The organism is Actinomyces procaprae (assembly GCF_004798665.1).
GTDB classification, from domain to species: domain Bacteria; phylum Actinomycetota; class Actinomycetes; order Actinomycetales; family Actinomycetaceae; genus Actinomyces; species Actinomyces procaprae.
Genome location: NZ_CP039292.1, coordinates 1,499,241 through 1,525,431 on the forward strand (window position 1 = coordinate 1,499,241; position 26,191 = coordinate 1,525,431).

Consider the following 26,191-nt stretch of genomic DNA (forward strand, 5'->3'; position numbering starts at 1 on the left):
CGGTGGGCGTCGGCTCCGGCCCTCAGGCCAGGACGCCGATCACCGGGTTCCACTCGTGGGGGATGCGCTCGGCGATGAAGCCCGCCTGGTTGAAGGGGTCCTCCTCCAGCAGGGCCAGGGCGCCGGCGGCGTCGTCGGCGCGCACCACGATGAGCGCGTCGTGCGTGCCCACGTAGGGGCCGGCGGCGAGCAGCCGGTCCTGCTCGGCCAGCGCGGCGTTGAAGGCGCGGTGGGTGGGGCGGAGGTCGGCCATGGCCTCGTCCTGGTCGGTGACGTAGTGGTACTCGACGGCGAAGATCTTGCTCATGCCGTCAGCCTAGCCATCCTCCGGCCCGGACGTCGGCCTCCGGGATTCGCGTCCTCGATCGGCTACGCTCGCGCCATGCTGAGCCGTATTCCGGAGTGGACTATCGAGGCGCCGCAGTCGCCGGTTCCCCGCGAGGTCGTGAAGGTGGGTGGTCTGCCGCTCGGCTGGCCTGTCGGCAGGGATTGGCCGTTGTGCGCCGAGTGCGGATTGCCGATGTCCTTCCTCCTCCAGGCCGGGGAGTCGGCGCAGTTACCTCACATGCCTGCGGATCAGGTCATGTTCGTGTTCAAGTGCGAGCGCGGCAGTGTCTGTGCCTTCTGGGAGCCGGGCACGGGCCGCAACTGCGTTGAGCTGGTCGGCTTCGGTGAACTGAGTGACATAGCAGTTGCTACGCCCGAGGGCACTCCGGTGTTGCTTGAACTGTGGGCACGGCGGTGGCGCGAGCATGACGACGGCGTGGATGCATCCCTGGAGCCCGCGTTCTTCGATGCCCGGCATGACGCTTTGCCGGAAAGTATTGCGTACCCGCACGACTTCAACTTCGCGCTCCAGACCAAGGTCGGCGGCCTTCCCTACTGGACGGCGAACGGGACCGTGGCCTTCCGGTACTCCGGCGGCACGGTTCTCACCGAAGGAGGGGACTGGCACTTGGTACTCCAGCTCGACACCGCGCTGAAGGTGGTCGATCCCATCGGCGCAGTGCAGGCCTACGCAGACTCGCACCCCGTGGGTCCTGCGCGTGAGGGCGCCGCTGAGGTCTATCCGGAGGACGGAAGCGTTGAGATCGCGAACTTCTGCCTGGACGGGATCGGCTATGTGCTCGTTGATGGCTCAGCGCAATCTCCGGAGCCGGTGTTTCTGATCAACCGCTGACGGGGCTGGCTTATGGAGCCGTCCGAGCCGCCACATGGCGGGGACGATCCGGAGCTTATCCGGCTCTTCCGGTTTGGGGGTGTGGTGTCTCGGGCTGCGGCAGGAGTGCTGCCGATGTCCTGGGACATGGCATGGGGTGGGGTGGGGTGTCTGGTGCGTCGGCTGGGCGTTAACAACGCTACTTAACGTTCTGCTGTATACCTCTGGGGCCTGCAGCAGACGGTTAACTGGCGTTGTTAACGCCGAAGTGGCGTTGCAGATGGCGAAGCGGCGCAGTAGACCGGGGGTGGCGCAGCAGACGGTCCCGCTTCCGGGCGCCGGAGCTGTCGGCAGCCAGGTGCAGCCAGGCCTGGCGTTCTGGCGTGGTGAGCCGGCGCAGCTCACCACGCCAGGCTCATCGCGTCCCTCACCCCGCAAGGCGCCGGCCACCACCACACCCACCAGCACCAAGAGCCAACCCGGATCGCCTGGCGGGGACTGTTCGAGGACATGGGTCAGCCGACGACGGCGAGGGCGCCCCTGCCCGGCGGACAACGCCCTCGCCAGCCCGACATCGACCTCACCACCCCAACCACAACCACCGCAACCCGGACCGAAGCCACCACGCCGGAAGCACCACACCCTCAAACCGGAAGGGCCAGGTATCAGCGGCACCCCGCCCCACGCGGTCGAACGGGTGTACGAAGACGGGGCCTTGGCCCTACACTCTGACCCCGTGAACGACTCCCTCGTCATCCGTGGCGCCCGCGAGCACAACCTGCAGGGCATCGGCATCGACCTCCCGCGGGACAAGATGATCGTCTTCACCGGCCTGTCCGGCTCGGGCAAGTCCTCCCTCGCCTTCGACACGATCTTCGCCGAGGGGCAGCGCCGCTACGTGGAGTCGCTGTCCTCCTACGCCCGCCAGTTCCTCGGCCAGATGGACAAGCCCGACGTCGACTTCATCGAGGGGCTGTCACCGGCGGTTTCCATCGACCAGAAGTCCACCTCCCGCAACCCCCGCTCCACGGTCGGTACCGTCACCGAGGTCTACGACTACCTGCGCCTGCTGTATGCGCGCGCCGGCATCCAGCACTGCCCCGTCTGCGACGCCGTCATCTCCTCCCAGACCCCCCAGCAGATCGTCGACCACATCCGCGAGATGGAGGACGGCACCCGCTTCCAGGTGCTCGCCCCCGTCATCCGCGGCCGCAAGGGCGAGTACACCGAGCTGTTCACCGAGCTGCAGGGCCGCGGCTTCTCCCGCGTCCGCGTCGACGGCGCCACCCACCGCCTGGGGGAGGTGCCCGCCCTGAACAAGAAGCTCAAGCACAACATCGAGGTGGTCGTCGACCGGCTGGTGGTGCGCGAGGGCATTCGCCAGCGGCTGACCGACTCGGTGGAGACCGCCCTGGAGCTCGCCGACGGCCTGGTCATCATCGACCTGGTGGACCTGCCCGAGGACGACCCCGGCCGCACCCGCCGCTACTCCGAGAAACGTGCCTGCCCCAACGAGCACCCGCTCCAACTGGACGAGATGGAGCCGCGCACCTTCTCCTTCAACGCCCCCTACGGCGCCTGCCCCGCCTGCACCGGCATCGGCAGCCGACTGGAGGTCGACCCCGAGCTCGTCGTCCCCGATGAGGAACTCACCCTGGCCGAGGGCGCCGTCGCCCCCTGGGCCGGCCACCAGAAGTACTTCACCCGCCAGCTCAAGGCGCTGGGCGAGGAGCTGTCCTTCGACGTCGATACCCCCTGGCGCGCGCTGCCCGAGCGCGCCAAGGACGCGATCCTGCGCGGCAAGGACTTCGAGGTCAAGGTCCGCTACCGCAATCGCTGGGGCCGGGAGCGCATCTACTCCACCGGCTTCGAGGGCGCCCTCAACTACGTCATGCGCAAGCACGACGAGACCGAGTCCGAATGGTCCAAGGACCGTTACGAGGGGTACATGCGGGAGGTCCCCTGTCCCGTCTGCAACGGCACCCGGCTCAAGCCGGAAGTACTGGCCGTACGCGTGGGCGATAAGTCCATCGCCCAGCTGTGCGACCTGTCCATCAGCGAGTGCCGTGACTTCCTGGCCGGGCTTGAGCTGACCGGCCAGGCCGCGCAGATCGCCGGCAGCGTCCTCAGTGAGATCGCCGCCCGCCTGGGCTTCCTCGTCGACGTCGGCCTGGACTACCTGAGCCTGTCGCGCGGCGCCGCCACCCTGTCCGGGGGCGAGGCACAGCGCATCCGCCTGGCCACCCAGATCGGCTCCGGGCTGGTCGGCGTCCTGTACGTGCTGGACGAGCCCAGCATCGGCCTGCACCAGCGGGACAACACCCGGCTCATCGACACCCTGGAGCGCCTGCGGGACCTGGGCAACACCCTGATCGTCGTGGAGCACGACGAGGAGACCATCCGCTCGGCCGACTATGTGGTGGACATCGGCCCCGGGGCGGGGGAGAAGGGCGGCCAGGTCGTCTACGCCGGCGAGGTCGCCGGCCTGCTTCAGGCCCGCGGCTCCGTCACCGGCGACTACCTGGCGGGCCGCCGCGCCATCGAGGTGCCCGGCAGCCGCCGCAAGCCCGCCAAGGGGAAGGCGGTTACCGTCGTCGGCGCCCGGGAGAACAATCTCAAGGACGTCACCGTCACCTTCCCGCTGGGCGTGTTCACGGCCGTCACCGGCGTGTCCGGCTCCGGGAAGTCCTCCCTGGTCAATTCGATCCTGTACCAGGTACTGGCCAACCGGCTCAACCACGCCCGGGGCGTGCCCGGGCGGCACAAGACCGTGCGCGGCCTGGACAACCTGGACAAGGTCGTGCACGTGGACCAGTCGCCCATCGGCCGCACGCCGCGCTCCAACCCGGCCACCTACACGGGCGTGTGGGACCACATCCGCAAGATCTTCGCTCAGGTGCCGGAGTCGAAGGTGCGCGGCTACGGCCCCGGCCGCTTCTCCTTCAACGTCAAGGGCGGCCGCTGCGAGGCCTGCAAGGGCGACGGCACCCTCAAGATCGAGATGAACTTCCTGCCGGACGTGTACGTGCCCTGCGAGGTGTGCGGCGGCGCCCGCTACAACCGGGAGACACTGGAGATCCGCTACAAGGACGCCACGGTCGCCGACGTCCTGGACATGACCATCAGCCAGGCCGCCGACTTCTTCGCCGCCACCCCCATCATCGCCCGCCACCTGAATACGCTGGTGGAGGTGGGACTCGGCTACGTGCGCCTGGGGCAGGCCGCCACCACCCTGTCCGGCGGTGAGGCCCAGCGCGTCAAGCTCGCCACCGAGCTGCAGCGCCGCTCCACCGGCCGCACCATCTACGTGCTGGACGAGCCCACCACCGGCCTGCACTTCGAGGACATCCGCAAGCTCCTGGGCGTGCTGCAGGGGCTGGTGGACAAGGGCAACTCCGTGGTGGTGATAGAGCACAACCTGGACGTCATCGCCAACGCCGACTGGATCATCGACATGGGCCCCGAGGGAGGCAAGAACGGCGGCACCGTGGTTGCCACCGGCACCCCCGAGCAGGTCGCCGAGGTCGAGGGCTCCTGGACCGGCCACTACCTCAAGGAGCTGCTCGAGCAGCGCCGGGCGGCGAGCTGACCGGCTCCGCCGCCCGGGGCTGCTGACCGGCTCCGCTAGGTCGTGTTGTGTAAGTCGCTGGTGCTGGTGGGGCGGTGCTGGTGATGTGGGTGGTGGCCTGGTAGCGGATGGGGAGTTCGTCGCAGCTGGTGGCTACCGGGCTCCAGTTTGAGTGGGCTGCGTGCGCCCGTCGAGGGGGCGAGTGGGTCTTTGCACCGCCCCGGTTGGACCGCCCAAGCCCCGATGGACCGCTTGCGCCCCGTTGGACCGCTTGCGCCCCGTTGGACCGCTTACTTCCCGTTGGACCGCTGTAACCGGTGGCTACGGCGGTCCAACGGTGGGACAGGGGTCCAACGGTGGGACAGGGATCCAACGGTGGGACAGGGGTCCAACGGTGGGACAGGGGTCCAACTGGCAGGCTCAACAGCCACACACCTCCGCCCAAGCACTTACACAACAGGACCTAGTCCCGGGCAGCGCGCTCCGGCCGGGGCCTAGGGCCGTAGGGGGCGAGCGCCTCCCGCAGGCGCACCAGCAGCTCCCGCAGGCGCTCGGGCCACGTGCCGGCGCAGGCCGTCCTGGGCCAGGAATCGGGTCATCGCGTCCTGCACGATCCCGGACACGGGCACGCACAGCGGACGCATCCGCTCCAGCAGCGGCGCGGGCGCGTCGTCGGCGTCGAGCAGGGGGAGGGGGAGCAGCGGATCATCGGCGTCTCCTTCCACCCCGAGCTCACCGGGGATACGACGATCCACCGCGACCTGCCGGACTGAGGCCGCCGGCGGAGTCGGCTCCGATCGCGCCGTGCTCCGCCTGCTCCTGCGCGAAGTGGTTGTATGCGAGCGACAGCCCGAAGCACACGACGCCGGCGACCATGAGCGCCAGGATCCGCGACAGCGAGTTCTGTCCGGCCAGGTCCACCACGGCCAGCTTGAACACCACCAGCAGTACCAGGGTGAGCCCGTAGTGGCGCAGTGTGGTGGCGCGCAGCCGGAATCCGATGACGATGCAGGCGGCACCGGTCGCCAGCACCACACCGGTGACCAGCAGAGAAGCTGCGGACGCGCCGGTGAGGATCATCACCGACCACCACAGGGCGAGGCTCTGTGACACGGCGATAGTCAAGGCGACGCCGGTGCTCCGCAGCCAGGGCAGCAGCATGCGTCCGCCCACGATCACCAGTGCCAGTGCGATGCCCAACAGCGGTGCCTCCAGCAGTGCGGAGCCCAGGGAGCCGGCCCGCAGCAGTACTGCTGCGGCGAGCGCCGTCAGCAGGGTGTCTCCAAGCCAGGCCGACGGCGGCGGGGTGGAGCGGAGCGGAGTATGCAGGTCGACGGCGCCCTCCAGGCGGCCGGCCCGCCCACCGGACAGCAGGGAACGGGGAGAGCACCTGGCGGTGAACAGGCCCAGGCCCGTCAGCCCCAGCGCCGCCGCACCCGCGAGCAGCGGTGCCGGCATCCGGTCCGCTTGTCCTCCGCCGTTGCGCGCTAGCAGGACATCCAGCACCCAGGGGAGGATCAGCACCAGGTCGGCGGCGAGCACCCAGGTCGCGCCCGCGAGCCACGTCGCCCGATCAGCGGACTCCCCGGACTGCGGGGGCGGCGGTGCCAGCAGCGCCTCCAGCAGCACGGTGAGGGCGACGGCCGTCAGCACCGCCAGCAGGGTCAGTAGCAGTGTGCTGCGGGCGGGGGCGAGCCCAGCCACCAGCGCGGCCACTCCCATAATCGGCAGCAACAGTACGGGGGCGCTGTAGCCGAGGCGCACCACGGGAATGGCGGCCAGGCCCACGGCCGCCACCGCCGGCAGCAGCAGGTCCGTGCTCACGGCGAAGACCGCCCCGGCGACGCCGACCACCGTCCCCAGATTCACCGGCGCGACGGCGCGCAACCACACCGGTGTCTTGGCCCGGGGCAGCAGCACCGCCGTGGAAACACATGCCAGAGCCAGGAAGATCACGGATATGCCGTTGCGGGCAGATGCGCTCACGTTTTGGGCGTATCCGAGCTGGAGCACGGCCAGCGCCTGGACGATCCCGACGGCTGCCCACTCGTACATGACAGCGCTGCCCGCCCCTGCCACGGCCAGCAGGCGCGTCGAGTGGTGCGCCTGTACCAGAAGTACCGCGCAGGGCACGGTCAGCAGCACGATCCCCGACTGCGGCTGGGCGAGCAGCCGTTGGGAAGGACCGATCAGCAGCACGGTCGCGGTCACCACCATGGAGGTGCTCGGTAACCATGGTGCCAACCGCATGCCCGAAGTGAACCGGGGTGCCGCTGCCGCCACGGCCGCCAGGGCGACGACGTAGAAGTCGATCAGCATCCAGGTCAGCGGGGCCTGGGCCGGGTGGGCGGCCACCTGCGAGGCGGCGAACCCGATGGTGACCATTGCCCCCAGCGTGGAGACGACCGCGGTGAAGAACTGGCCGGTGGCGCAGGAGACCAGCAGCAGCACGAATGCCCAGACGACCATGAGCATGAAGGCGGCGGTGCTGGGCAGGCCGGCAGTCAGCGCCGCACCAATGATGGCGATGAAGCCGAGCGCGCCGCCCGTGCCGGTGAGAGTGGCGGCCGCCACCTGCTGCTGCTGACGCCTTCTGGCAAGGATCATGCCCGAGCCGACCATGGCGATGGCGATGACACCCAGCGTCCCGACCTTGGCGGCGTCGGGGATCCGATCCCAGACCAGGGCGATCAGGCTCACTGCGGCGGATACGACAAGGAACGCCGCCGCCCCGGACAGCACATAACGGCCGATGTTCTCCTCCTGGCGGCGCTGCTGCTGGGGCTGGTGCTGCCGGGCGGCGAACGCGTCGGCGCCGACGGGTGTCTGCGGCTGGGGCACTGCTGGGACTACTGGGGGCCTCACGGAGGGTACGGGCACGGCGGGCACGGCTGGGGTAGGCCGGACGGGCACGGCGGGCACGGCTGGGGTAGGCCGGACGGGCACGGCTGGGGTAGGCCGGACGGGCACGGCGGGCACCGGATTGGACGAACGCGTCCTTGAGGCGCTTGGCGCCGGGACCGTCGCTCTGGGCGCCTGGACCTCGTCCGGCGCCAGCCGAGCCGCCACCCAGTCGAGCTTGCGCTCCAAGGTGGCCAGGCGCTCAACGACCTCATCAAGCTGCTCGCTGCTGGAATACATGCTTCAAGAATCGCGGAGCGCCGTAACGAAGTCACGTCACCGGGGTGGGGAGGACTCCCCGTCGGAGGCTCCTACCCATCCATGTCGGATGCGTCGTACCCTGCTGCTGCGGTGCGGGCCTGCCGAGCCTGCTCTTGCGCGAAGCGGTTGTAGACCAGGGACAGGCAGAAGCAGGCCAGTCCGGCGACCAGCAGCGACAGGATCTGAGCGATCGAACTCCCATCCGTCAGGTCCAGCAGCGCCAGCTTGACCACCACCAGCATCACCAGGCTCAGGCCGTAGTGACGCAGCGTCGTCGCTCGCACTCCGAAGCCGACGACGATGCACACCGTTCCGGTCGTGAGCACCAGCGCCGTCACCAGCATTGACGTGGGGGAGGCGCCCGTGAGGACCATTGCCGACCACCACAGCGCCACGCTCAAGGAGATCGCGATCGCCAGCGCGGCGCCGGAACCCCTCAGCCAGGGCAGCAGCAGGCGGGCCCCGGCCACAGTCAGCGCCATCGCCAGTAGCACCAGGGGCGTGGCGCCCAGCGAGCCGATGGCGGAGGCGGCGGCGTCGGCCCTCCCCAGCGTCAGCGCGGACTGCGCGGCCAACAGCATGTAACCGGTCCAGGCGATCGCCGGGACGGTGCTCACCGCAGGCGTGCGAAGGTCACGTGCCTCCTCGAGAGCGCCAGCGCGAGCCCCCGTTGCCAGCGTGAGCGGGGTGCAGTCGCGTGTGAACAGGCCCAGCCCCGACAGCGCCAGGGCGCTAGCGCCCGCCACCAGCGGGGCGGCGCTCGTTCCCGGTGCGAGCCGCTCAACCAGTGTCGGGAGGGCCACCACCAGATCGGCGCCGATCAGCCACGCGGCGACCGCCAGTAGTGACGCCCGCAGGTCCGAAACTGGCCGAGGCGGCGTGGCGGGGGAGTCCGGCAGGGCGGTGGGAGGCGCCAGCCTGCTCTCCAGCCAGAGGCTCAGGCCGACGGCGATAAGGAGCGCGACCAGTGCCAGCCACACGGTTGTCTTCGGCACGGGGACCATGGCGAAGGCGAGCGGCACCAGGCCGGCCAGCGGCAGGACCGCCACGGGCATGGCGCTTCCGGCGCGCACCACTGGAATGGAGGCCAGGGCCAGTGCGAGCACCGTGGGCAGGAGCAGCCGCTGATCCACTGTGCAAGCGGCCGCTCCCACACCCAGCATCGCCGCCAGGTTCACGCCGACCACGTTCCGCGGCCAGGGCCCCTCAGCGCCCTCGGGCAGGAGGGCGGCGGTCGATGCCGTTGCACACAGCAGTAGCAGCGCGGCGGCGAGGCTGGAAGTGGTCGGCGCGACCATGACCACCCGGCCGAGGCGAAGCACGGCGAGAGCCATGACGGCGCCCACTCCCGCCCATTCCCACACGACCCCCGCGTAGCCGGGGGAGCGCGACAGCAGACGCCCGGAGTGGTGCGCCTGAATCAGCAGCACCACCGCGGGTAGGCACAGGAGCATCATCCCGGTCGGCGAGTTCACAGCCAGCAGGGTTCCGGGACCGATCAGCAGCGCGGTCGCCGTGACCGCCATAGACGTGGTGGGGAGCCACTCGGCCAGACGCATGCCGGACGCGTAGCGCGGCAGCAGCGCGCACACGGCCGCGAGGGCGAGTAGGTAGCCGTTCACGAGCGTCCAGATCAGTACGGCTCGCCCGGGATGGTCGGCCGCCTGCGCGGCGGCGAAGGCGACGGTCACCAACGCTCCCAGGGTAGAGACGACCGCGGTGAAGAACTGCTGCGTCGTCCAGGAGACCAGTAGCAGGACGAGTCCCCATATGGCCATGAGCGCGAAGGCGGCGAGCGCCGGCATGCCCGCGATGAGCACTGCGCCGATGATGGTGACGAATCCCAGTGCGCCGCCAGTGCCGGTGAGAGTCGCCGCTGCGACCTGCTGGTGGGGCCGGCGCTCCGCCAGCGTGGTTCCCGCGGAGACTACGGCCAGGGAGAGCAGGGCGAGGCCGCCGACCTTCGCCGGATCCGGAATCTGCTCCCAGACCAGCGCTATCAGGCTCACCGCCGCCAACAGCACCAAAAGCGCCGCCGCGCCGGACAGCAGGTAGGAGCCGACATTGCCCTCCCCTCGGGGCGGGGCTGACTCGGCCGCGGACGGCGCCATGACCGGGGCCTGCCCCAGTTGCGGTGGCTCGGGATACGGACGCAGGGCGGCGGGGGAGGCATAAGGGTCGTATGCGTAGGGATCGTTCAAGGGCGGCTCATGAGCGGCGTCGGGCTGGTCCGGGACGGGGCGCGGTGCTGCGGGCGCGGTCGCGAGCCGCGCGAGCCGCTCCTCCAACCCATTGATCTTGTGCTCCAGGGTCTCCAGGCGTGCGCTCAACTCGTCGAGCCGTGCACTGTCGTAGTGCTCCATGAGCCAAGCATCCGACAAGTACGCGGCATTGTCACGGTTTTGATAAGAGAAGTGTCCGGCGGTGGGATAGCCTTTGCCCATGAGCACCACTGGATTGGCCGCCGCACAGGCAAAGATGCGCGACGCCGGCGTCGCGGAGCAGGCCATCGACGTTTTCAGCCACTACTACCAAGCTCTTGAGGAGGGCGCCACCGGCCTGGTCCCCGAGGACACCATCGAACCGCTTACGCAGATCGACTCGATCGACGACGTCGAGGTCGATGAGTCCGCCGCCCGGGAGGCACTGAGCAAGACCGTGCTGATCAAGCTCAACGGGGGCCTGGGGACCTCCATGGGCATGGACCGGGCGAAGTCGCTGCTGCCGGTGCGCGACGGCAAGACCTTCCTGGACCTGCTGGTGGATCAGGTCATGGCCGCCCGCGCACGCTACGGCGTGACTCTGCCGCTGATCTTCATGGACTCCTTCCGTACCCGCGAGGACACGCTCGCGGCGCTCGCCGCCCATCCGGGCATCGAGGTTGACGGTGTTCCGTTGGACTTCCTGCAGAACCGGGAGCCGAAGCTGCGTGCCGACGACCTCACCCCGGTGGAGTGGGACGCGGACCCGAGTCTGGAGTGGTGTCCGCCGGGGCACGGGGACATCTACACCGCGCTGGTCGCCTCCGGGGTGCTGGACGCCCTCCTGGAGCGCGGCTACAAGTACGCAATGACCTCGAACTCGGACAACCTGGGCGCCGCCCCGAGCGCCCGTATCGCCGGCTGGTTCGCCGCCTCCGGTGCGCCCTACGCCCCCGAGATGTGCCGCCGGACCCCCGCCGACGTCAAGGGCGGCCACCTGGCGGTGCGCAAGGCGGACGGCCGCATCATCCTGCGGGACACCGCCCAGACGCCACCAGAGGAGATGCACTACTTCACCGACCAGTACCGCCACCCCTTCTTCCACACCAACAACCTGTGGTTCGACCTGGAGGTGCTGCGGGACACGCTCACCGAGCGGCGCGGCATCCTGGGTCTGCCGCTGATCCGCAACACCAAGACGGTGGACCCCGCCGACCCCGGCTCAACCCCGGTCATCCAGCTGGAGACGGCGATGGGCGCGGCCGTTGAGGCCTTCGAGGGCGCCACCGCAGTGGAGGTGCCGCGCAGCCGCTTCCTGCCGGTCAAGACCACGAATGACCTGCTGCTGGTGCGCTCGGACGTGTATGAGGTCGACGACGACGGCCTGCTGCAGCAGGTGCCGGAGCGCGCCTGCGTGGTGGACCTTGACCCGCGCTACTACAAGCGGATCGCAGACTTCGAGGCGCGTTTCCCGCACGGTGTGCCGTCAATTCGGGAGGCGAGCTCCCTGACCGTTCGGGGTGACTGGACCTTCGGGGACGGCGTGGTCGCCGCCGGGGACGCGACCGTGGACGAGGCGGGGGCCCCCGGGGCGATCACCGACGGCGCCCGGCTGGGCTGAGCCGCCCGACGAAGGCGTGGCCTCAGGCGCTTGCCGACGCGCCTCGCCCCGAGCTTGGAAGCTGGACCGCCTGCGCCAACTTGGCCTGCCTGATTCGTCCCGTGTGTTGCACGACCGCGGGCCGCGTTCCACGACCTTGGTGTGTGTTGCACGACCACCCCGGGGTCGTGGAACGTGCACCGGGGTCGTGCTGTGTCGCCCGGGGTCGTGCAAAGCCGTCCCGGCTGCGGGTGCCGCCGCCTACACGAGGGGCGGGTCAAGCGAACCGGTCGGCGGGGACCGCAAAGTCGGTCTCAAGCACCGCGTTCGCACCGATGACTCCCGGACGAACCCACTGCACCCCCACGACACGCCCGAACCGCACACGCATTCGTGCCGATAACCCCCGATGTCGCGCTGGACCGGCGGGGAGTACACCGCGTGCCGCTCGCAGAGGGGCGTGAACGGCGTGAACAGTTGAGGCCCCGGACCAAGTGGTCCGGGGCCTCAACTGCTTCCGGTGGGCGATACTGGAATCGAACCAGTGACCTCCTCGGTGTGAACGAGGCGCTCTAACCCCTGAGCCAATCGCCCGGCGCGATGCAGACATTATCGGTGGAGGGGGGTTCACGGCAAATGGAGTGCCGGTGAGGTGGATCACCGTCCGTGCATTTGCGTGAGGCCCCCGGGCTGGTGTTATGGTTCAGCCGCGCTCAGGGGAACGCATGGTCCCCGCGAGCGGCACACACGCGGATGTGGCTCAGTTGGTAGAGCATCACCTTGCCAAGGTGAGGGTCGCGGGTTCGAGTCCCGTCATCCGCTCCGAGGCGCCGGGTCCCCCCAGCCTCTCAATGGTGGGTTGGCCGAGAGGTTAGGCACCGGCCTGCAAAGCCGTATACACCGGTTCGAATCCGGTACCCACCTCGGGCGATTGGCGCAGCGGTAGCGCGCTTCCCTGACACGGAAGAGGTCACTGGTTCGATCCCAGTATCGCCCACCACCGCCTTCACCTGCTGGCGCTCAGGCCGGCGGGAACCAGCCCTCCAGCACATGCAGTACGCCGTCCTCGTCATTGGTGGGCGCCATGAAACGTGCGGCGTCCCGGGCGGTCGGGGAGGCATTGGCCATCGCAATCCCGTAGCCCACCCGGGCCAGCATCTCCGCGTCATTGCCGGAGTCTCCGAAGGCCGCCACCTGCTCCGGCGCCAGCCCCCAGCGGTCTAGTAGCACGTCCAGCCCGGAGGCCTTATGGCGCCCGGGCACGATCAGGTCCACGCTGTCGTGCCCCGAGACCACCGGCACCATCGCCCCGTCCAGCGCCTGGGCCAGTCGGTCCAGGAAGGTCTGCGGGAATCCGCGCTCATCCACCAGGGCGATCTTGGACACGCGACGACCGTTGATGTCCGCCGTGTCCGCCACCAGCTCGTACTGCGGGTGGTAGAAGGTCAGCAGCTCCCGCATCGCGGGCGTCTCCGACTCGCGCAAGTAGGCGCCGTCGGGACCGGAGGCGATGAAGGTGAGCTCGTCGTCGAGTAGCTGCAGCGCCCGCTCCAATGCCGTCATGGGCACGTGGGTCTCCCGCAGGCGGACACCGTCGGCCAGGACGATCGCCCCGTTGTCGGAGACCACGCCGTCGGGAGCCGGTCCCTCGGCGGCCGGGAAGAACCCGAGCAGCTGCGCCTCCTGATTGCCGGAGGCGACCACGAAGCGCACCCCCGCCTCGCGCATGCGGCGCCGCAGCGGCGCGAAGCGAGACCGGTTGTAGGTGGAGCCGGTGCGCAGGAAGGTGCCGTCCATATCCACTGCGACGGCGCGCAGGTGATCCGGGAGCCGGGCGGGGGGCCGGGGCAGGACGGGCACGAGTACTCCTGGGCTGGATCGCTGGTCGGTCGGCTGCGCGCCGCGTATGAGACGGCGCTCACAGCATAGGTGGTGCGTTCGCCGCCGGCCACGACTCACCGAGTTCGGTTGTTATGACCACCGAGGTCGGTTGATATGGCGATAGGGTTCCCGCCGTGCTGCCCGATTCCCCCATGTCCGCCCCAGCCATAAGCAGGCGGGCCGTGCCAGTCGTCGCGCTGGGCACTGTCTCGCGCTTGGAGTTCAGCCTGCGCGCGACTGCGTTGATGCTACTGGCGGTCTCGGCGGGAGGGGGTGCGGTCACGACGGCGCTGATCGGAGCCGGGGCGGTGCTCCCCACGGTGCTGATGGGGCCCGCGGTTGCCCGGGTCGCTGACCGCTACGGTGCCAGAGGCGCCGCACTGTGCGGCACTGTCACGAACATCGTCCTGTATGCGGTGCTCATCCCGGTGGCGTTGGGCGCGCGGTCCGCCTGGGTGTACTGGGCGTTTTCAATCGGCTTCGGAGTCGCCCGTCCGTTCGTAGACAACGCGGTGAATATCCTGATCGTCGAGACGTCCAGGGCAGGCGCGATTGAGCGGACCAACGGCGTACTGTCCACCGGCCAGAGCCTCGGCGGGATCGCGGGGCCGGCGCTGGCCGGCACGCTGTTCGCCTGGTTGCGGGTATCGCCACTGTTCGCCGCGATCGTCTTCGCCGTCATCGCGCTCGCATGTGTATTGTGTACTGCGGGTGCGACGCGTCCGGAACGGACCCAGGCGCGGGAGGTGGAATCCTCCTGGAGGCTGTTGCGTGCTAATCGAATGACGCTGGCACTCAGCATCAGTGGTTGTCTCTCGAACGTGTTCGCCGGCTGCTATTCCGCGGTGATTCCGCTGTACCTGTTGAAGATCGTGCAGATGCCGCCGCAGGTGTACGGCGCGAATTCCTCCATCGTCTCGGTCGGCGTCGTGCTGGCCAATGCCGCTTACTTGCTCGTCGTTGCGCGCGTACCCAGTTGGCGGATCGCGGCCTTCGCCGGCGCGCTCAGCGGCATGGCGATGATCGCTATGTCCACGACGCGCGCCGTCCCCCTGCTGCTCGTCTGTACCGGGGTGTATGGAATCGGGCTGGGCGGCTGGAACTCGGGCACCTCCAGCGCGCTGCTGCGCTCCGCGCGCGGCCCGGGACTGCACGGCATCACCACCCTCTACCGTTCCATCGTCTTTGCGGGCGCGCCCCTGGGCAGCGGCCTCGGCGCTCTGCTGGGCTCGCTCGGCCCGGGTTGGGGCGTGCTCGTGGCGGGAGCCGGGACGGCCGCCTGCGCCGTAGTCCTGGCCACCATGGCGGGTGGCGAGGCGGGCGCATAATCTCCTGCCATGGCCGACCCGTCGACATACCGTCCCGCCCCCGGCGACATCCCGACCTCTCCGGGCGTGTATCGGTTCCTGGACGCCGAGGGACGCGTCATCTACGTCGGCAAGGCCAAGAACCTGCGCCAGCGGCTCGGCAACTACTTCCAGGACCTGAGCGCACTGCACCCGCGCACCCAGAAGATGGTCACCACCGCCTGCGCGGTGGAGTGGACGGTGGTGTCCACCGAGGTCGAGTCACTCGCCCTGGAGTACTCCTGGATCAAGGAGTTCAACCCTCGTTTCAACGTCAAGTACAAGGATGACAAGTCCTACCCGTACCTGGCGGTCACCATGCAGGAGACCTACCCCCGCGCCCAGATCGTCCGCGGCGCCCGGCGTCCCGGCGTGCGCTACTTCGGGCCCTTCGTGCAGGTGTGGTCCATCCGCGAGACCCTCGACCAGTTGCTGCGCGTGTTTCCCATCCGCTCCTGCTCGGCCGGCGTGTTCAAGCGCGCCCCCACGCCTCCGGGCGCCCCTGCCTGCTGGGCTACATCGACAAGTGCTCCGCCCCCTGCGTGGGCCGCATCGGGCCCGCCGACCACCGGGCCCTGGCCGAGGACTTCTGCGCCTTCATGTCCGGTCGTACCGGCCCCTACCTGCGCGAGGTCGAGGCGCAGATGCGGGCCGCCGCCCAGGCGCTCGACTTCGAAAAGGCGGCCCGCCTGCGCGACGACGCCGAGGCCCTGCGCAAGGTCATCGAGCAGAATGCGGTGGTGCTGCCGGAGGCCACCGACGTGGACGTGTTCGCACTGGCCCGGGACGAGCTCACCGCCGCCGCCGTCCAGGTGTTCCACGTGCGCGGCGGGCGAGTGCGCGGCCAGCGCGGCTGGGTGATCGACCTGGTTGAGGACGCCACCGACGCCGAGCTGATCGAGCGGCTCCTCCAGCAGGTCTACTCCGACCTGCTCGACCCGGCCGACGACGCCGCCGCACCCGCGGGCACTGCCGCCGGTGCGCCCGCCCGCTCGGGGCCGACCACCTCCCTCGGCGTGGGCGACCGCGCCCCGCCGCCCCGCTGGAGCGCACCGCCCCCGACAACGGCGGCCGCTCGGGCGGGCGCGAGCGGGCCGCCACCAGCGTCGACGACGTTGCGCACACCGCCACCACCGCCGTCCCCCGGGAGGTCCTGGTGCCCGCCCTGCCGCCCGACGCCGAGGCCGTGCGCGACTGGCTGACCGGTCTGCGCGGCGCCCGGGTGGAGCTGCGTGTGCCGCTGCGCGGTGACAAGGCCGCCCTCATGGACAACGTGCGCAAGAATGCCGAGGAGGCGCTGCGCCAGCACAAGACCCGCCGCGCCGGCGACCTCACCCAGCGCTCCCAGGCGCTGGAGGAACTGGCCGAGGCCCTGGAGCTGCCCGAGGCGCCGCTGCGGGTGGAGTGCTACGACATCTCCCACACGCAGGGCACCTACCAGGTCGGCTCCATGGTCGTCTTCGAGGACGGCGCCCCCAAGAAGTCCGACTACCGGCGCTTCATCATCCGCGGCGCGGACGGCACCGGCACCGCCGACGACACCGCCGCCATGCACGAGGTACTCACCCGCCGCTTCAAGCGGCTGCTGGCCGAGCAGAACAGCCCCGGCCCGGTGTCCGGATCCGTGCCCGCCGACGTCGGCGGGCAGTACGTGGAGGAGGCGGCCGACGACGTCGTGGTGGACGCCCCCGGTGGCAGGCCCGCGGGCGCAGTCGGCGGCGCGACGGCGTCGGGAACCGGCTCCGACGGCGTCACGGTGCCGGTATCCGGCCCCGTCGACCCCGACACCGGCCGCCCCCGCCGCTTCTCCTACACGCCCGGGCTCGTCGTCGTCGACGGCGGCCTGCCGCAGGTCAATGCCGCCCGGGCGGTCCTCGACGAACTCGGTGTAGATGTGCCGCTGGTGGGCCTGGCCAAGCGGCTGGAGGAGGTGTGGGTGCCGGGGGAGGAGTTCCCGATCGTGCTGCCACGCACCTCTCCGGCCCTGTACCTGCTGCAGTACCTGCGCGACGAGTCCCACCGCTTCGCGATCACCCATCACCGCAAGAAGCGGTCCGCCGGAATGACACGCTCCGTGCTCGACTCCATTCCCGGCCTCGGCCCCGCCCGGCAGGCGGCGCTGCTGAAGGAGTTCGGCTCGGTCAAGCGGATCCGGGCGGCATCCGCCGAGCAGATCGCGGCGGTGAAGGGTATCGGTCCAACGCTGGCCGCCACGATCCAGCAGCGCCTCACCGCCGAGGGAGGCGCCGGGGGGACCGCAGAAGACCGTGCGCAGCGGACCAGTGCGGCCGCGGCGTCGCCCGCTGCATCCCGGCCGGATCGGTGACACAATCCCGCAGGTGGAGATCCTGCGGGTGTTCAACAACAACGTGGTCCTGGCGCGTGACGAGCTGGGACGCGAGGTGGTCCTGACCGGGCGCGGCCTGGGCTTCCAGCGCAAGCCGGGCCAGGACGCCGACAACTCCCGGGTGGCGCGCCGCTATGTGCTGGCACAGAACGCCGAGAGCGTCGGCGAGGTGATGGCGGCGATCCCGTTGGAGCGCATCGCCCTGATCGAGCGCACCTTCCGCGCCGCCGCCAGGGACCTGGGCACTACCGTGCCGTCGTCGACGATCGTGGCCGTGGTTGACCACGTGAACCAGGCCATGGAGCGGGCGGCCGCGGGCATCGTCATGGACTATCCGCTGCGCGCCGAGGCCGCCCACCTGCACCCGGAGGAGCTGCGGCTGGCGGAGCGGATGGTGGCCGAGCTCAATCACGCCCAGGAGGTCCAGCTGCCCGACGGCGAGGCGGTGGCCCTGGCCCTGCACCTGTTCGCCGCCGCCGTGGGCGCCCCCTCCACGCGGGAGGCCGCCAGGCAGTCGAAGCTGATCGGGCAGGTCATGGGAATCCTCGAGGCCGCTTACGGTGATGACTTCCGCCCCGACTCGATCGACGCGGCACGCTTCGCAGTGCACCTGCGCTACTTCCTGGTGCGTGCCCGCACCGGTGAGCAGCTGGACGACGGCACCGGCACCGCCATCGCCGAGTCTCTGCGCACCCGCTACCCGGGGGCCTATCGAGTGGCCGTGCGGGTGAAGGAGCTGCTGGAGATGCGGCTGGGGATCGCCGTGCGCGATGATGAGACGGCTTACCTGACCATGCACGTGGCCCGCCTGGAGGCCGGCATCGACCGGGCCCGTCCCCAAGCGGACCAGGGGCTGTGACCAAAGGCACCGAGCCGGGTCGTCCCGCCGCGTCGTGGGCAGGCTATATGCTTACCAGAGAGCCCCGAACGGGGCCCAGGATTGTTACCCGCAAGGGGCAAGACCTGAGACGACTCGCATTCTTATGCGCAGCCGCCTCGGGTCTTTTTTGTTTTCCCGCCGCTTGCGGACACCGGATCGAGGAGGATCAGCATGGCCAAGGTCGACTACGCGGCGCTGGCGCCGCAACTGCTGGAGAAGGTCGGAGGTGAGGGCAACGTCCGCTCCATGACCCACTGCGCCACACGCCTGCGCCTGGTCCTGGCAGACGAGTCCAAGGCGGCGACGGCGCAGATCAAGCAGCTGCCCGGCGTTGTCACCGTCGTGCAGGCCGGCGGCCAGTACCAGGTCGTCATCGGCAACGACGTGCCCGTGCTGTATGAGGAGCTGGGGCGGATCACCTCACTGGGGGCGGCCGACTCGGGTGCCGAGCAGCCCGCGGAGGAGGGGAACCTCTTCGACCGGTTCATCAAGCTCATTTCGGCGCTGATCCACCCGGTGCTGTGGACCCTGGCGGGTGCCGGCCTGATCAAGGCGCTGCTGGCGCTGCTGACGACCCTGGGCTGGATGTCAGAAGAAGGCACCACCTACACGATCCTGAACGCGGCCGGCGACTCCGTGTTCTACTTCCTGCCGGTCGTGCTCGCGATCTCCGCGGCGCGCCGCTTCAAGGCCAACGAGATCACCGCGGTCGCCATCGCCGGAGCGCTGGTGTACCCCGACATCGTCGCCCTGGCGGACGCCGACTCGGTCACCTTCATCGGCATCCCCGTGGTGATGGCCTCCTACAGCTCATCCCTGCTGCCGATCATCTTCTCCACCTGGATTCAGGGCTACCTGGAGCGCTGGCTCAAGCGCGTACTGCCCAGTACCATCCGCAACTTCATGGTGCCGCTGCTGGTCCTCGCCATCATGGTGCCGCTGGTGCTGATGACGATCGGCCCGGTTACGACCGCGCTGTCCAACGGCATCTCCGGTGGCATCCAGTCCCTGTTCCGGATTGCGCCCTGGGCCGCGGGCGCGATCATGGGCGCCTTCTGGCAGGTGTTCGTCATGTTCGGCATCCACTGGGGCTTCGTGCCCATCATGCTCGCCGACTACGACAACCCCGGCTACTCGGTCATGACCGCCCCACTGTTCGCCGCCGTCCTGGCCCAGGCCGCCGCCATGCTCGCCGTCATGATCCGCACCCGCTCCGCGCAGATGCGGCAGGTCGCGGGGCCGGCCGCCCTGTCGGCCTTCCTCGCCGGCATCACCGAGCCCGGCATCTACGGTGTGAACCTGCCGCTGAAGCGCCCCTTCATCGCCGGCTGCATCGGCGGTGCCGTGGGCGGTGCCATCATCGCCATCGGCGGCGGGGCCTCATCCGCCTTCGTCTTCCCCTCCCTGATCGCCATGCCCGCCCTGCTGCAGTACGGGAACGTGGCAGCCACCTTCGTCGGGATCGGCGTGGCCGTGGCGATCGGCTTCATACTGGCCTTCGTGCTCGGTTTCAACGAGGCCGACGCCGACTCCGATGCGGTTGACGCCGAGGCGGACGCGCAGGCCACGGCCCCCGCGGAGCCCACCACCACCCTGGGCGCGCCGGTCGCCGGCCGGGCCATGCCGCTGGAGCGGGTCTCCGACCCGGTCTTCTCCTCCGGCGCACTGGGTGGGGGCGTGGCCGTGAGGCCCAGTGGCTCCGGGCGGATCGTGGTCACGGCGCCCGCAGCCGGCACGCTGCTGACGGTTATGGACTCCGGACACGCCTACGGCATCAAGACCGACGACGGCGTGGAACTGCTGGTACACGTCGGCCTGGACACGGTCCAGCTTGAGGGCAGGGGCTTCTCCCCGAAGGTTACGGTGGGGCAGCGGGTGGCCCGCGGCCAGGAGCTGGCCGAGGTCGACCTGGAGGTGGTGCGCGAGGGCGGATACGACCCCACCACCATCCTCGTGGTCACCAACACGGCTAGCCTGGCCGGTGTGGTGCCGGTTGTGGACGCCGATGTGCAGGCCGACGACGTCGTCGTCGAGATCGACCACTGAACCACGAGCAGGCAGCAAGCATTCGCGGTATTCCCGCGTCAAGGAGAATCAGACATGAATACACCGACCACCTTCCCCGACAACTTCCTGTGGGGCGGCGCGCTGGCCGCCAACCAGTACGAGGGCGCCTACGACGCCGACGGCAAGGGCCTGAGCGTGCAGGACGTCATGCCCCAGGGCATCGTCGGCCCCCGCACCGAGGCCCCCACGCCGGACAACCTCAAGCTGGTGGGCATCGACTTCTACCACCGCTACAAGGAGGACATCGCCCTGCTCGCTGAGATGGGCTTCAAGGTCTTCCGCTTCTCCATCGCCTGGTCCCGCATCTTCCCCAACGGTGATGAGACCGAGCCCAACGAGGCCGGCCTGGCCTTCTACGACCGGGTCCTGGACGAGCTGGAGAAGTACGGCATCGAGCCGCTGGTGACCATCAGCCACTACGAGACCCCGCTGCACCTGACCAAGACCTACAACGGCTGGGCGGACCGGCGCATGATCGGCTTCTTCGAGCGCTACGCCCGCACCCTGTTCGAACGCTACGGCAAGCGGGTCAAGTACTGGCTGACCTTCAACGAGATCAACTCCGTGCTCCACGAGCCCTTCATGTCCGGTGGCATCAACACGCCCAAGGAGGAGCTCAGCGAGCAGGACCTGTACCAGGCCATCCACCATGAGCTGGTCGCCTCCGCCTCCGCCACCCGCATCGCCCACGAGGTGAGCCCCGAGCTGCAGGTCGGCTGCATGATCCTGGCGATCCCCTTCTACCCGCTGACCCCCGACCCTCGGGATGTATGGGCGGCCAAGCAGGCCGAGCGCGACAATTACACCTTCGGGGACGTGCACGTGCGCGGCGCATACCCCGGCTACTTCCTGCGCAAGCTGCGGGACAAGGGCATCGAGCTGGACATCACCGAGGCGGACCGCCGCACCCTGGCCGAGCACACGGTCGACTTCGTGTCCTTCTCCTACTACATGTCCTCCTGTGAGACCGCCACCCAGCAGCGCGAGGCCAGCGGCGGAAACCTCATGGGCGGCGTCGTCAACCCCACCCTGGAGGTCTCCCAGTGGGGCTGGGCCATCGACCCGCGCGGCCTGCGCACCATCCTCAACGACTACTGGGACCGCTGGGGCAAGCCCCTGTTCATCGTCGAGAACGGCCTGGGTGCGCGCGACGAGCTGGTCACCGGCCCCGACGGGACCCCGACTGTGGCTGATGACTACCGCATCGACTACATGAACGACCACCTGGTCCAGGTGCGTGAGGCCATCGCCGACGGCGTGCAGGTCATCGGCTACACCTCCTGGGGCTGCATCGACTGCGTCTCCGCGTCCACCGCCCAGATGTCCAAGCGCTACGGCTTCATCTACGTGGACCGCAACGACGACGGCACCGGCACCCTGGAGCGCTACCGCAAGCAGTCCTTCGGCTGGTACCGGGATGTGATCGCCTCGAACGGGGCCAGCCTGAAGGCCTGATCGGCCGCATAACCGAGTAGTGGCCGCAGTCGGCTCGCGGCGGGCGCAACGGGTACTGGGTAGTCTGTGCCGATGCCTGAGGAACGCGCCCCGCTGAGTCGACTGCGGCTGCTGCCGTTGCGCCTGGTCCAGTTCACCGCCATCCAGCTGGCCTGCTGCGCCTTCCCGATCGCGGTGTTCGTCGGCATGGCGGTTTCCGTGCTCGTCTGGAACCGGTTCGACATGCCTTTGGCCCGGTACGACGCGCTGCTCATCTACGTGGTAGTCGTGCAGGTCGCCTTCGTGGCGTTGCGCCTGGAGACCTGGCGGGAGCTGGCGGTGATCTGCGCCTTCCACCTGATCGGCCTGGCGCTGGAGGTCTTCAAGGTGCGTGTCGGCTCCTGGACCTACCCGGACGCCGGCACGGTGCGCCTGGGCGGGGTGCCGATCTTCTCCGGCTTCATGTACGCCTCGGTCGGCTCCTATCTTTGTCAGGCCTTTCGGCGTTTTGATCTGCGCATCTCCGACTTCCGCCGCGGGCCGGTCACCGCCCTGGCAGTGGCCGCCTACGCGAACTTCTACACCCACCACTTCATCTGGGACCTGCGCGGGGCGGTGGCGGTCGGCTTCATCCTGGCCCTGTGGGGCTCCGCGGCGCACTTCACCGTGGGCGGCGACCGCTACCGCATGCCCACCGCGGTCTCATTCGCGCTCATCGGTGTCTTCCTGTGGCTGGCGGAGAACATCGGCACGTTCCTAAATGCCTGGCGCTACCCGGACCAGCAGGCCGGATGGCACCTGGTGCACGTGGGCAAGCTCGGCAGCTGGGCGCTGCTGGTCACGCTCAGCTTCGTGCTGGTGGCCGCCGTCAAGGCGGAGGAGGGCGTGCGCTACGGCGACGGCGAGGCGCGGGTCACCCCGCCGCGGCGCCGTCGCCGCATCCGCTGACCGCCGCTGAGCTAGTGCCCGGGGCGGGAGACGGTGATGGCCTCGGCTGCCTCGCGTGCCCGGCGGCGCGCCGAGTCGACGTCGGCGGCCGCCGCCACTGCCACGCCCATGCGGCGGCCCGGATGCGCGTCGGGCTTGCCGAACAGGCGCACATCGGCACCCGGGACCGCCAGCGCCTGCGCCACGCCCCGGTAGGTGACCCCGGCGCCGGGCTCGGACTCAATGGGGGACTTGACCACGGCGGAGGCGGCGGGGGAGCGCAAAGTGGCATCCACCGGCAGTCCCAGCAGTGCCCGGGCGTGCAGTTCGAACTCGCTCAGCCGCTGGCTCGCGAGGGTCACCATGCCGGTGTCGTGCGGGCGGGGGGATACCTCGGAGAAAAGCACCTCCTGACCACAGACGAACAGCTCCACCCCGAACAGGCCCCAGCCGCCGAGGGCACCGGTCACCGCCGCGGCCACCTCCTGCGCCCGGCGCAGGGCGGCCTCCGGGAGCGGATGCGGCTGCCAGGACTCCACGTAGTCGCCGCCCACCTGCCGGTGGCCGACCGGCTCACAGAAGGAGGTGACGGTCTGCCCGGTGTGCGGGTCGCGGGAGCGGACCGTCAGTAGCGTGATCTCGGAGTCGAAGTCGACGAAGCCCTCCACGATCACCCGGCCCCGGTCCACTCTTCCCTCAGCCGCGGCCTGATGCCAGGCGGCCGCGACATCGTCGGGTCCGCGCAGCACCGACTGGCCGTGCCCGGAGGAGGACATGACCGGCTTGACGATGCACGGGAAGCCGACCAGCGCGGCGGCCGCGGAGAGCTCTGCCTGGGAGGAGGCGAATGCGTAAGGGCTTGTGGGCAGGCCGAGCTCCTCCGCGGCCAGCCGGCGGATGCCCTCACGGTCCATGGTCAGCCGGGCGGCGTGCGCCGTCGGCACTACCCGCACCCGGCCCGCCTCCTCGAGCGCAACCAGGGCGTCGGTTGCCAGTGCCTCAATCTCCGGTACGACGATCTGTGCCCCGGTCGACTCGATCGCTTCCGTCAGCGCCGCCGGGTCGGACATGTCCACGGTCAGGGCGTGCCGGGCGACCTGCTGGGCGGGCGCGCCCGCGTACCGGTCGATGGCGGTGACCTCAACGCCCAGGCGCGCGAGCGCGATCGCCACCTCCTTGCCGAGCTCACCGGAGCCGAGCAGTGCCACTCTCGTGGCGGACGCCGTGCCCGGAGTGCCGATGCCGGTGGCGGGGGAGTGGGATGCGGACACGATCGCCTCCAAGTCCATGCGGGCGCCCGACGCGGGCGCGCCAGGCCGCGGCGTCGCAGCGCCGACTGGTGTGACCACGGTACCGAAACTCGGCGAGCCCATCACAGCCGGTTGTGCAATGCTGTGGGCATGGATGCGAAGGACCCAGCCGAGCCCGGCCGCCGACACGACGACCACGGTGGCAACCGGATTCCGCCGTCGGTGCCGGCCCGGGGTGCCCGGCAGGCCGCTCCGCAGCCCACGAGCGTGCCGCCGCGCCGAACGGTGCGTCACGCCGCCGCGGCCGGCGGGGCGCAGCGGCCGCGCAACCCGATGAAGGACACGGTTCCGCGTGGCATCCCCGCGATCGATGAGGCCGCCGCCCCGGTGCCTCCTGCCAAGCGTCCCGAGATGATCATTGTCACCGGCATGTCCGGTGCGGGGCGCTCACGGGCGGCGAACGCCCTGGAGGACCTCGACTGGTACGTGGTGGACAACCTGCCTCCCCAGCTGCTGCCGGCGCTGGCGGGCATGATGACCACCGTCGGCGCGGGAGTCCACCGGCTGGCCGCAGTAGTCGATGTGCGCAGCCGCGAGTTCTTCGCCTCCTTCATGCAGTACCTGGGGCAGCTGCGCGACGGCGGCGTCAATGTGCGGCTGATCTTCCTGGATGCCTCCGACGCCGCCCTCATCCGCCGCTTCGAGTCCTCCCGCCGCCCTCACCCGCTGCAAGGCACCGGATCGATCCTGGACGGTATCGAGCATGAGCGCACGCTCCTGGCCGGGCTCAAGGGCACCGCGGACGAGGTCATCAACACCACCGACTACTCGGTGCACGACCTGGCCCGACGCATTCGGGAGCTGGTGGCCCACGAGTCGGACCTGGGCCTGCGCGTCACGGTCATGTCCTTCGGGTTCAAGTACGGGCTGCCCATGGACGCCGACCATGTATTGGACGTGCGCTTCATCCCCAACCCGTACTGGGTCACCGAGCTGCGGCACCTGACCGGAAGGGACACGCCGGTGGCCGACTACGTGTTCCAGCAGGACGGTGCGGCCGCCTTCGTCGACGGCTACGTGAATCTGTTGATTCAGGCGCTGCCCAGGTACGTCGAGGAGCTCAAGCCGAATGTCACCATCGCGGTCGGGTGCACGGGCGGCAAGCACCGCTCGGTCGCGACCGCCGAGCGGATCACCGCCGGCCTGCGGGCGGCGGGCTTCAAGGTCGCGGTGCAGCACCGGGACCTGGGCAGGGAGTGAGGCAGTCGTGAGCGAGTCTGTCAGGCCGGACCTGGGCAGGGCACTGAGCGGAGCGGTTGGGGCCGCCGCATCCGGGCGGCGCCCGGCCCGCGCCACCATAGACGCCGCCGGCTGGAGTCGCCGCGGGGAGGAGGGGCCCGCCGTCGTCGCCCTCGGGGGCGGCCACGGCCTGTCCGCCACCCTGCGGGCGCTGCGGCACGTGACCCACCGGCTCACCGCCGTGGTCACTGTCGCCGACGACGGCGGGTCCTCGGGCAGGCTGCGCCGCGAGTTCGACTGCCTGCCGCCCGGCGACCTGCGTATGGCGCTGGCCGCACTCACCGACGAGACCGAGTGGGGGCTGACCTGGCGCGACGTGCTTCAGCACCGTTTCTCCGGCGAGGGCGAGCTGAACAATCACGCCCTGGGAAACCTGCTCATCCTGGCGCTGTGGCAGCTGCTGGGCGATGAGGTCGAGGGGCTCGACTGGGTGGGGCGGCTGCTGAGCATTCACGGCCGCGTCATACCCATGAGTGCCTCGCCGCTGGTGATCGAGGCGGACATAGTCGACGGCGAGACCCGGCAGCGCGTCTCCGGCCAGGTGGCCGTGGCCACGACCCGCGGCCGCATGGAGAATGTGCGCGTGGTCCCGGAGGACGCCGACGCCCACCCCGAGGCGATACGCGCCATCGACGCCGCCGACTGGGTGATCCTGGGCCCCGGCTCCTGGTACACCTCCGTGCTGCCGCACCTGATCCTGCCGTCGATGCGTGAGGCGCTGGTGGGAACGCGCGCCCGCAAGCTGGTTGTGCTGAACCTGTCCGCGCAGAGCGGCGAGACCGATGACATGACCGTTGCCGACCACCTGCGGGTCCTGGCCGAATACGCGCCCGAGCTGCGCCTGGACGTGGTCGTCGCCGACCCCAGCGTGGTTGAGGACACCGCTGACCTTGAGGCCGTGGCGGCCTCCATGGGGGCGGTGCTCGTACTGCGGCAGGTGCGTACCGGGGACGCACTGTGCCACCATGACCCGTTGCGGCTGGCCGCCGTCTTCCGGGACGCCTTCGACGGCGTTGTGGGGGACATCGCCTTCCCGCCGAGCGGCGCCTGAACGCCCTCGTACACCTCAT

Annotated in this window: 18 protein-coding genes, 4 tRNA genes and 1 pseudogene; 17 read left to right on the top strand and 6 right to left on the bottom strand. The window is 69.9% G+C overall.

Going from position 1 to position 26,191, the window contains the following annotated elements:
• Positions 1-22: 22 nt before the first annotated feature.
• Complete coding sequence (locus E4J16_RS05950; protein ID WP_073332442.1) at positions 23-307, bottom strand: YciI family protein; 285 nt, start codon at positions 305-307, stop codon at positions 23-25.
• A gap of 75 nt (positions 308-382) precedes the next feature.
• On the opposite strand from E4J16_RS05950, the gene E4J16_RS05955 reads away from it, so the two are divergent.
• The 3 genes from E4J16_RS05955 to E4J16_RS15680 all read left to right on the top strand — a co-directional run bounded on the left by E4J16_RS05955 (position 383) and on the right by E4J16_RS15680 (position 5,500).
• Positions 383-1,180, top strand: coding sequence for a hypothetical protein (locus tag E4J16_RS05955; RefSeq protein ID WP_136313508.1), 798 nt, complete (start codon positions 383-385; stop codon positions 1,178-1,180).
• Between the two features lie 715 nt (positions 1,181-1,895).
• Positions 1,896-4,748 (top strand): excinuclease ABC subunit UvrA, encoded by a 2,853-nt coding sequence (gene uvrA, locus E4J16_RS05960; protein ID WP_136313509.1) that lies wholly within the window; start codon positions 1,896-1,898, stop codon positions 4,746-4,748.
• A 539-nt stretch (positions 4,749-5,287) separates the two neighbouring features.
• Entirely contained in the window at positions 5,288-5,500 is a 213-nt protein-coding gene (locus E4J16_RS15680; RefSeq protein WP_240038310.1) for a hypothetical protein, read from the top strand.
• Here E4J16_RS15680 and E4J16_RS05970 read toward each other — a convergent pair.
• Both E4J16_RS05970 and E4J16_RS05975 read right to left on the bottom strand, forming a co-directional pair.
• Complete coding sequence (locus tag E4J16_RS05970; RefSeq protein ID WP_168709466.1) at positions 5,460-7,568, bottom strand: DUF2157 domain-containing protein; 2,109 nt, start codon at positions 7,566-7,568, stop codon at positions 5,460-5,462. The genes E4J16_RS15680 and E4J16_RS05970 overlap by 41 nt on opposite strands.
• Positions 7,569-7,939: 371 nt before the next feature.
• Positions 7,940-10,252, bottom strand: coding sequence for a DUF2339 domain-containing protein (locus tag E4J16_RS05975; protein ID WP_168709467.1), 2,313 nt, complete (start codon positions 10,250-10,252; stop codon positions 7,940-7,942).
• 79 nt (positions 10,253-10,331) lie between these two features.
• Between E4J16_RS05975 and E4J16_RS05980 the strand changes: the two genes are divergently transcribed.
• The gene (locus tag E4J16_RS05980) at positions 10,332-11,711 is read left to right on the top strand and encodes a UTP--glucose-1-phosphate uridylyltransferase (protein ID WP_136313512.1); all 1,380 of its coding nucleotides are present in this window, start codon (positions 10,332-10,334) and stop codon (positions 11,709-11,711) included.
• Positions 11,712-12,211: 500 nt separating this feature from the next.
• On the opposite strand, the gene E4J16_RS05985 is transcribed toward E4J16_RS05980, so the two are convergent.
• Positions 12,212-12,284, bottom strand: a tRNA-Val gene (locus E4J16_RS05985).
• Between the two features lie 155 nt (positions 12,285-12,439).
• Between E4J16_RS05985 and E4J16_RS05990 the strand changes: the two genes are divergently transcribed.
• The 3 genes from E4J16_RS05990 to E4J16_RS06000 all read left to right on the top strand — a co-directional run bounded on the left by E4J16_RS05990 (position 12,440) and on the right by E4J16_RS06000 (position 12,690).
• Positions 12,440-12,512, top strand: a tRNA-Gly gene (locus E4J16_RS05990).
• A 31-nt stretch (positions 12,513-12,543) separates the two neighbouring features.
• Positions 12,544-12,614 (top strand) — tRNA-Cys (locus tag E4J16_RS05995).
• A 1-nt stretch (position 12,615) separates the two neighbouring features.
• Positions 12,616-12,690 (top strand) — tRNA-Val (locus E4J16_RS06000).
• Between the two features lie 20 nt (positions 12,691-12,710).
• Here E4J16_RS06000 and E4J16_RS06005 read toward each other — a convergent pair.
• Complete coding sequence (locus E4J16_RS06005; RefSeq protein ID WP_136313513.1) at positions 12,711-13,550, bottom strand: Cof-type HAD-IIB family hydrolase; 840 nt, start codon at positions 13,548-13,550, stop codon at positions 12,711-12,713.
• Between the two features lie 173 nt (positions 13,551-13,723).
• Between E4J16_RS06005 and E4J16_RS06010 the strand changes: the two genes are divergently transcribed.
• The 8 genes and pseudogenes from E4J16_RS06010 to E4J16_RS06035 all read left to right on the top strand — a co-directional run bounded on the left by E4J16_RS06010 (position 13,724) and on the right by E4J16_RS06035 (position 22,593).
• Complete coding sequence (locus tag E4J16_RS06010) at positions 13,724-14,899, top strand: MFS transporter (protein ID WP_136313514.1); 1,176 nt, start codon at positions 13,724-13,726, stop codon at positions 14,897-14,899.
• A 9-nt stretch (positions 14,900-14,908) separates the two neighbouring features.
• Positions 14,909-15,124: pseudogene (locus E4J16_RS16200) on the top strand (GIY-YIG nuclease family protein); the annotation flags it as partial.
• A gap of 335 nt (positions 15,125-15,459) precedes the next feature.
• Positions 15,460-16,119, top strand: a complete 660-nt coding sequence (locus tag E4J16_RS16205; protein WP_420809328.1) for a UvrB/UvrC motif-containing protein — start codon at positions 15,460-15,462, stop codon at positions 16,117-16,119.
• Positions 16,074-17,243 carry an excinuclease ABC subunit UvrC gene (uvrC, locus tag E4J16_RS16210; RefSeq protein WP_420809329.1) on the top strand — a complete coding sequence of 390 codons (1,170 nt, stop codon included), beginning with the start codon at positions 16,074-16,076 and terminating at the stop codon, positions 17,241-17,243. The genes E4J16_RS16205 and uvrC overlap by 46 nt, the downstream gene beginning before the upstream one ends.
• Positions 17,244-17,256: 13 nt before the next feature.
• Positions 17,257-18,123, top strand: coding sequence for a PRD domain-containing protein (locus E4J16_RS06020; RefSeq protein WP_136313515.1), 867 nt, complete (start codon positions 17,257-17,259; stop codon positions 18,121-18,123).
• 192 nt (positions 18,124-18,315) lie between these two features.
• Positions 18,316-20,190 (top strand): beta-glucoside-specific PTS transporter subunit IIABC, encoded by a 1,875-nt coding sequence (locus E4J16_RS06025; protein ID WP_136313516.1) that lies wholly within the window; start codon positions 18,316-18,318, stop codon positions 20,188-20,190.
• Between the two features lie 54 nt (positions 20,191-20,244).
• Positions 20,245-21,666, top strand: a complete 1,422-nt coding sequence (locus tag E4J16_RS06030) for a glycoside hydrolase family 1 protein (protein WP_136313517.1) — start codon at positions 20,245-20,247, stop codon at positions 21,664-21,666.
• Positions 21,667-21,738: 72 nt separating this feature from the next.
• Positions 21,739-22,593, top strand: coding sequence for a DUF817 domain-containing protein (locus E4J16_RS06035; protein WP_136313518.1), 855 nt, complete (start codon positions 21,739-21,741; stop codon positions 22,591-22,593).
• Positions 22,594-22,604: 11 nt separating this feature from the next.
• Here E4J16_RS06035 and purT read toward each other — a convergent pair whose 3' ends face one another.
• A complete protein-coding gene (gene purT / locus E4J16_RS06040; RefSeq protein WP_240038312.1) occupies positions 22,605-23,843 on the bottom strand; it encodes a formate-dependent phosphoribosylglycinamide formyltransferase in 1,239 nt (412 codons plus the stop codon).
• A gap of 312 nt (positions 23,844-24,155) precedes the next feature.
• Here purT and rapZ point away from each other — a divergent pair, with 312 nt between their 5' ends.
• Complete coding sequence (gene rapZ / locus E4J16_RS06045) at positions 24,156-25,082, top strand: RNase adapter RapZ (protein ID WP_136193139.1); 927 nt, start codon at positions 24,156-24,158, stop codon at positions 25,080-25,082.
• Between the two features lie 43 nt (positions 25,083-25,125).
• Positions 25,126-26,172: a gluconeogenesis factor YvcK family protein gene (locus E4J16_RS06050; RefSeq protein ID WP_136193138.1), complete on the top strand. Its 1,047-nt coding sequence runs from the start codon at positions 25,126-25,128 to the stop codon at positions 26,170-26,172.
• Positions 26,173-26,191: the final 19 nt, after the last annotated feature.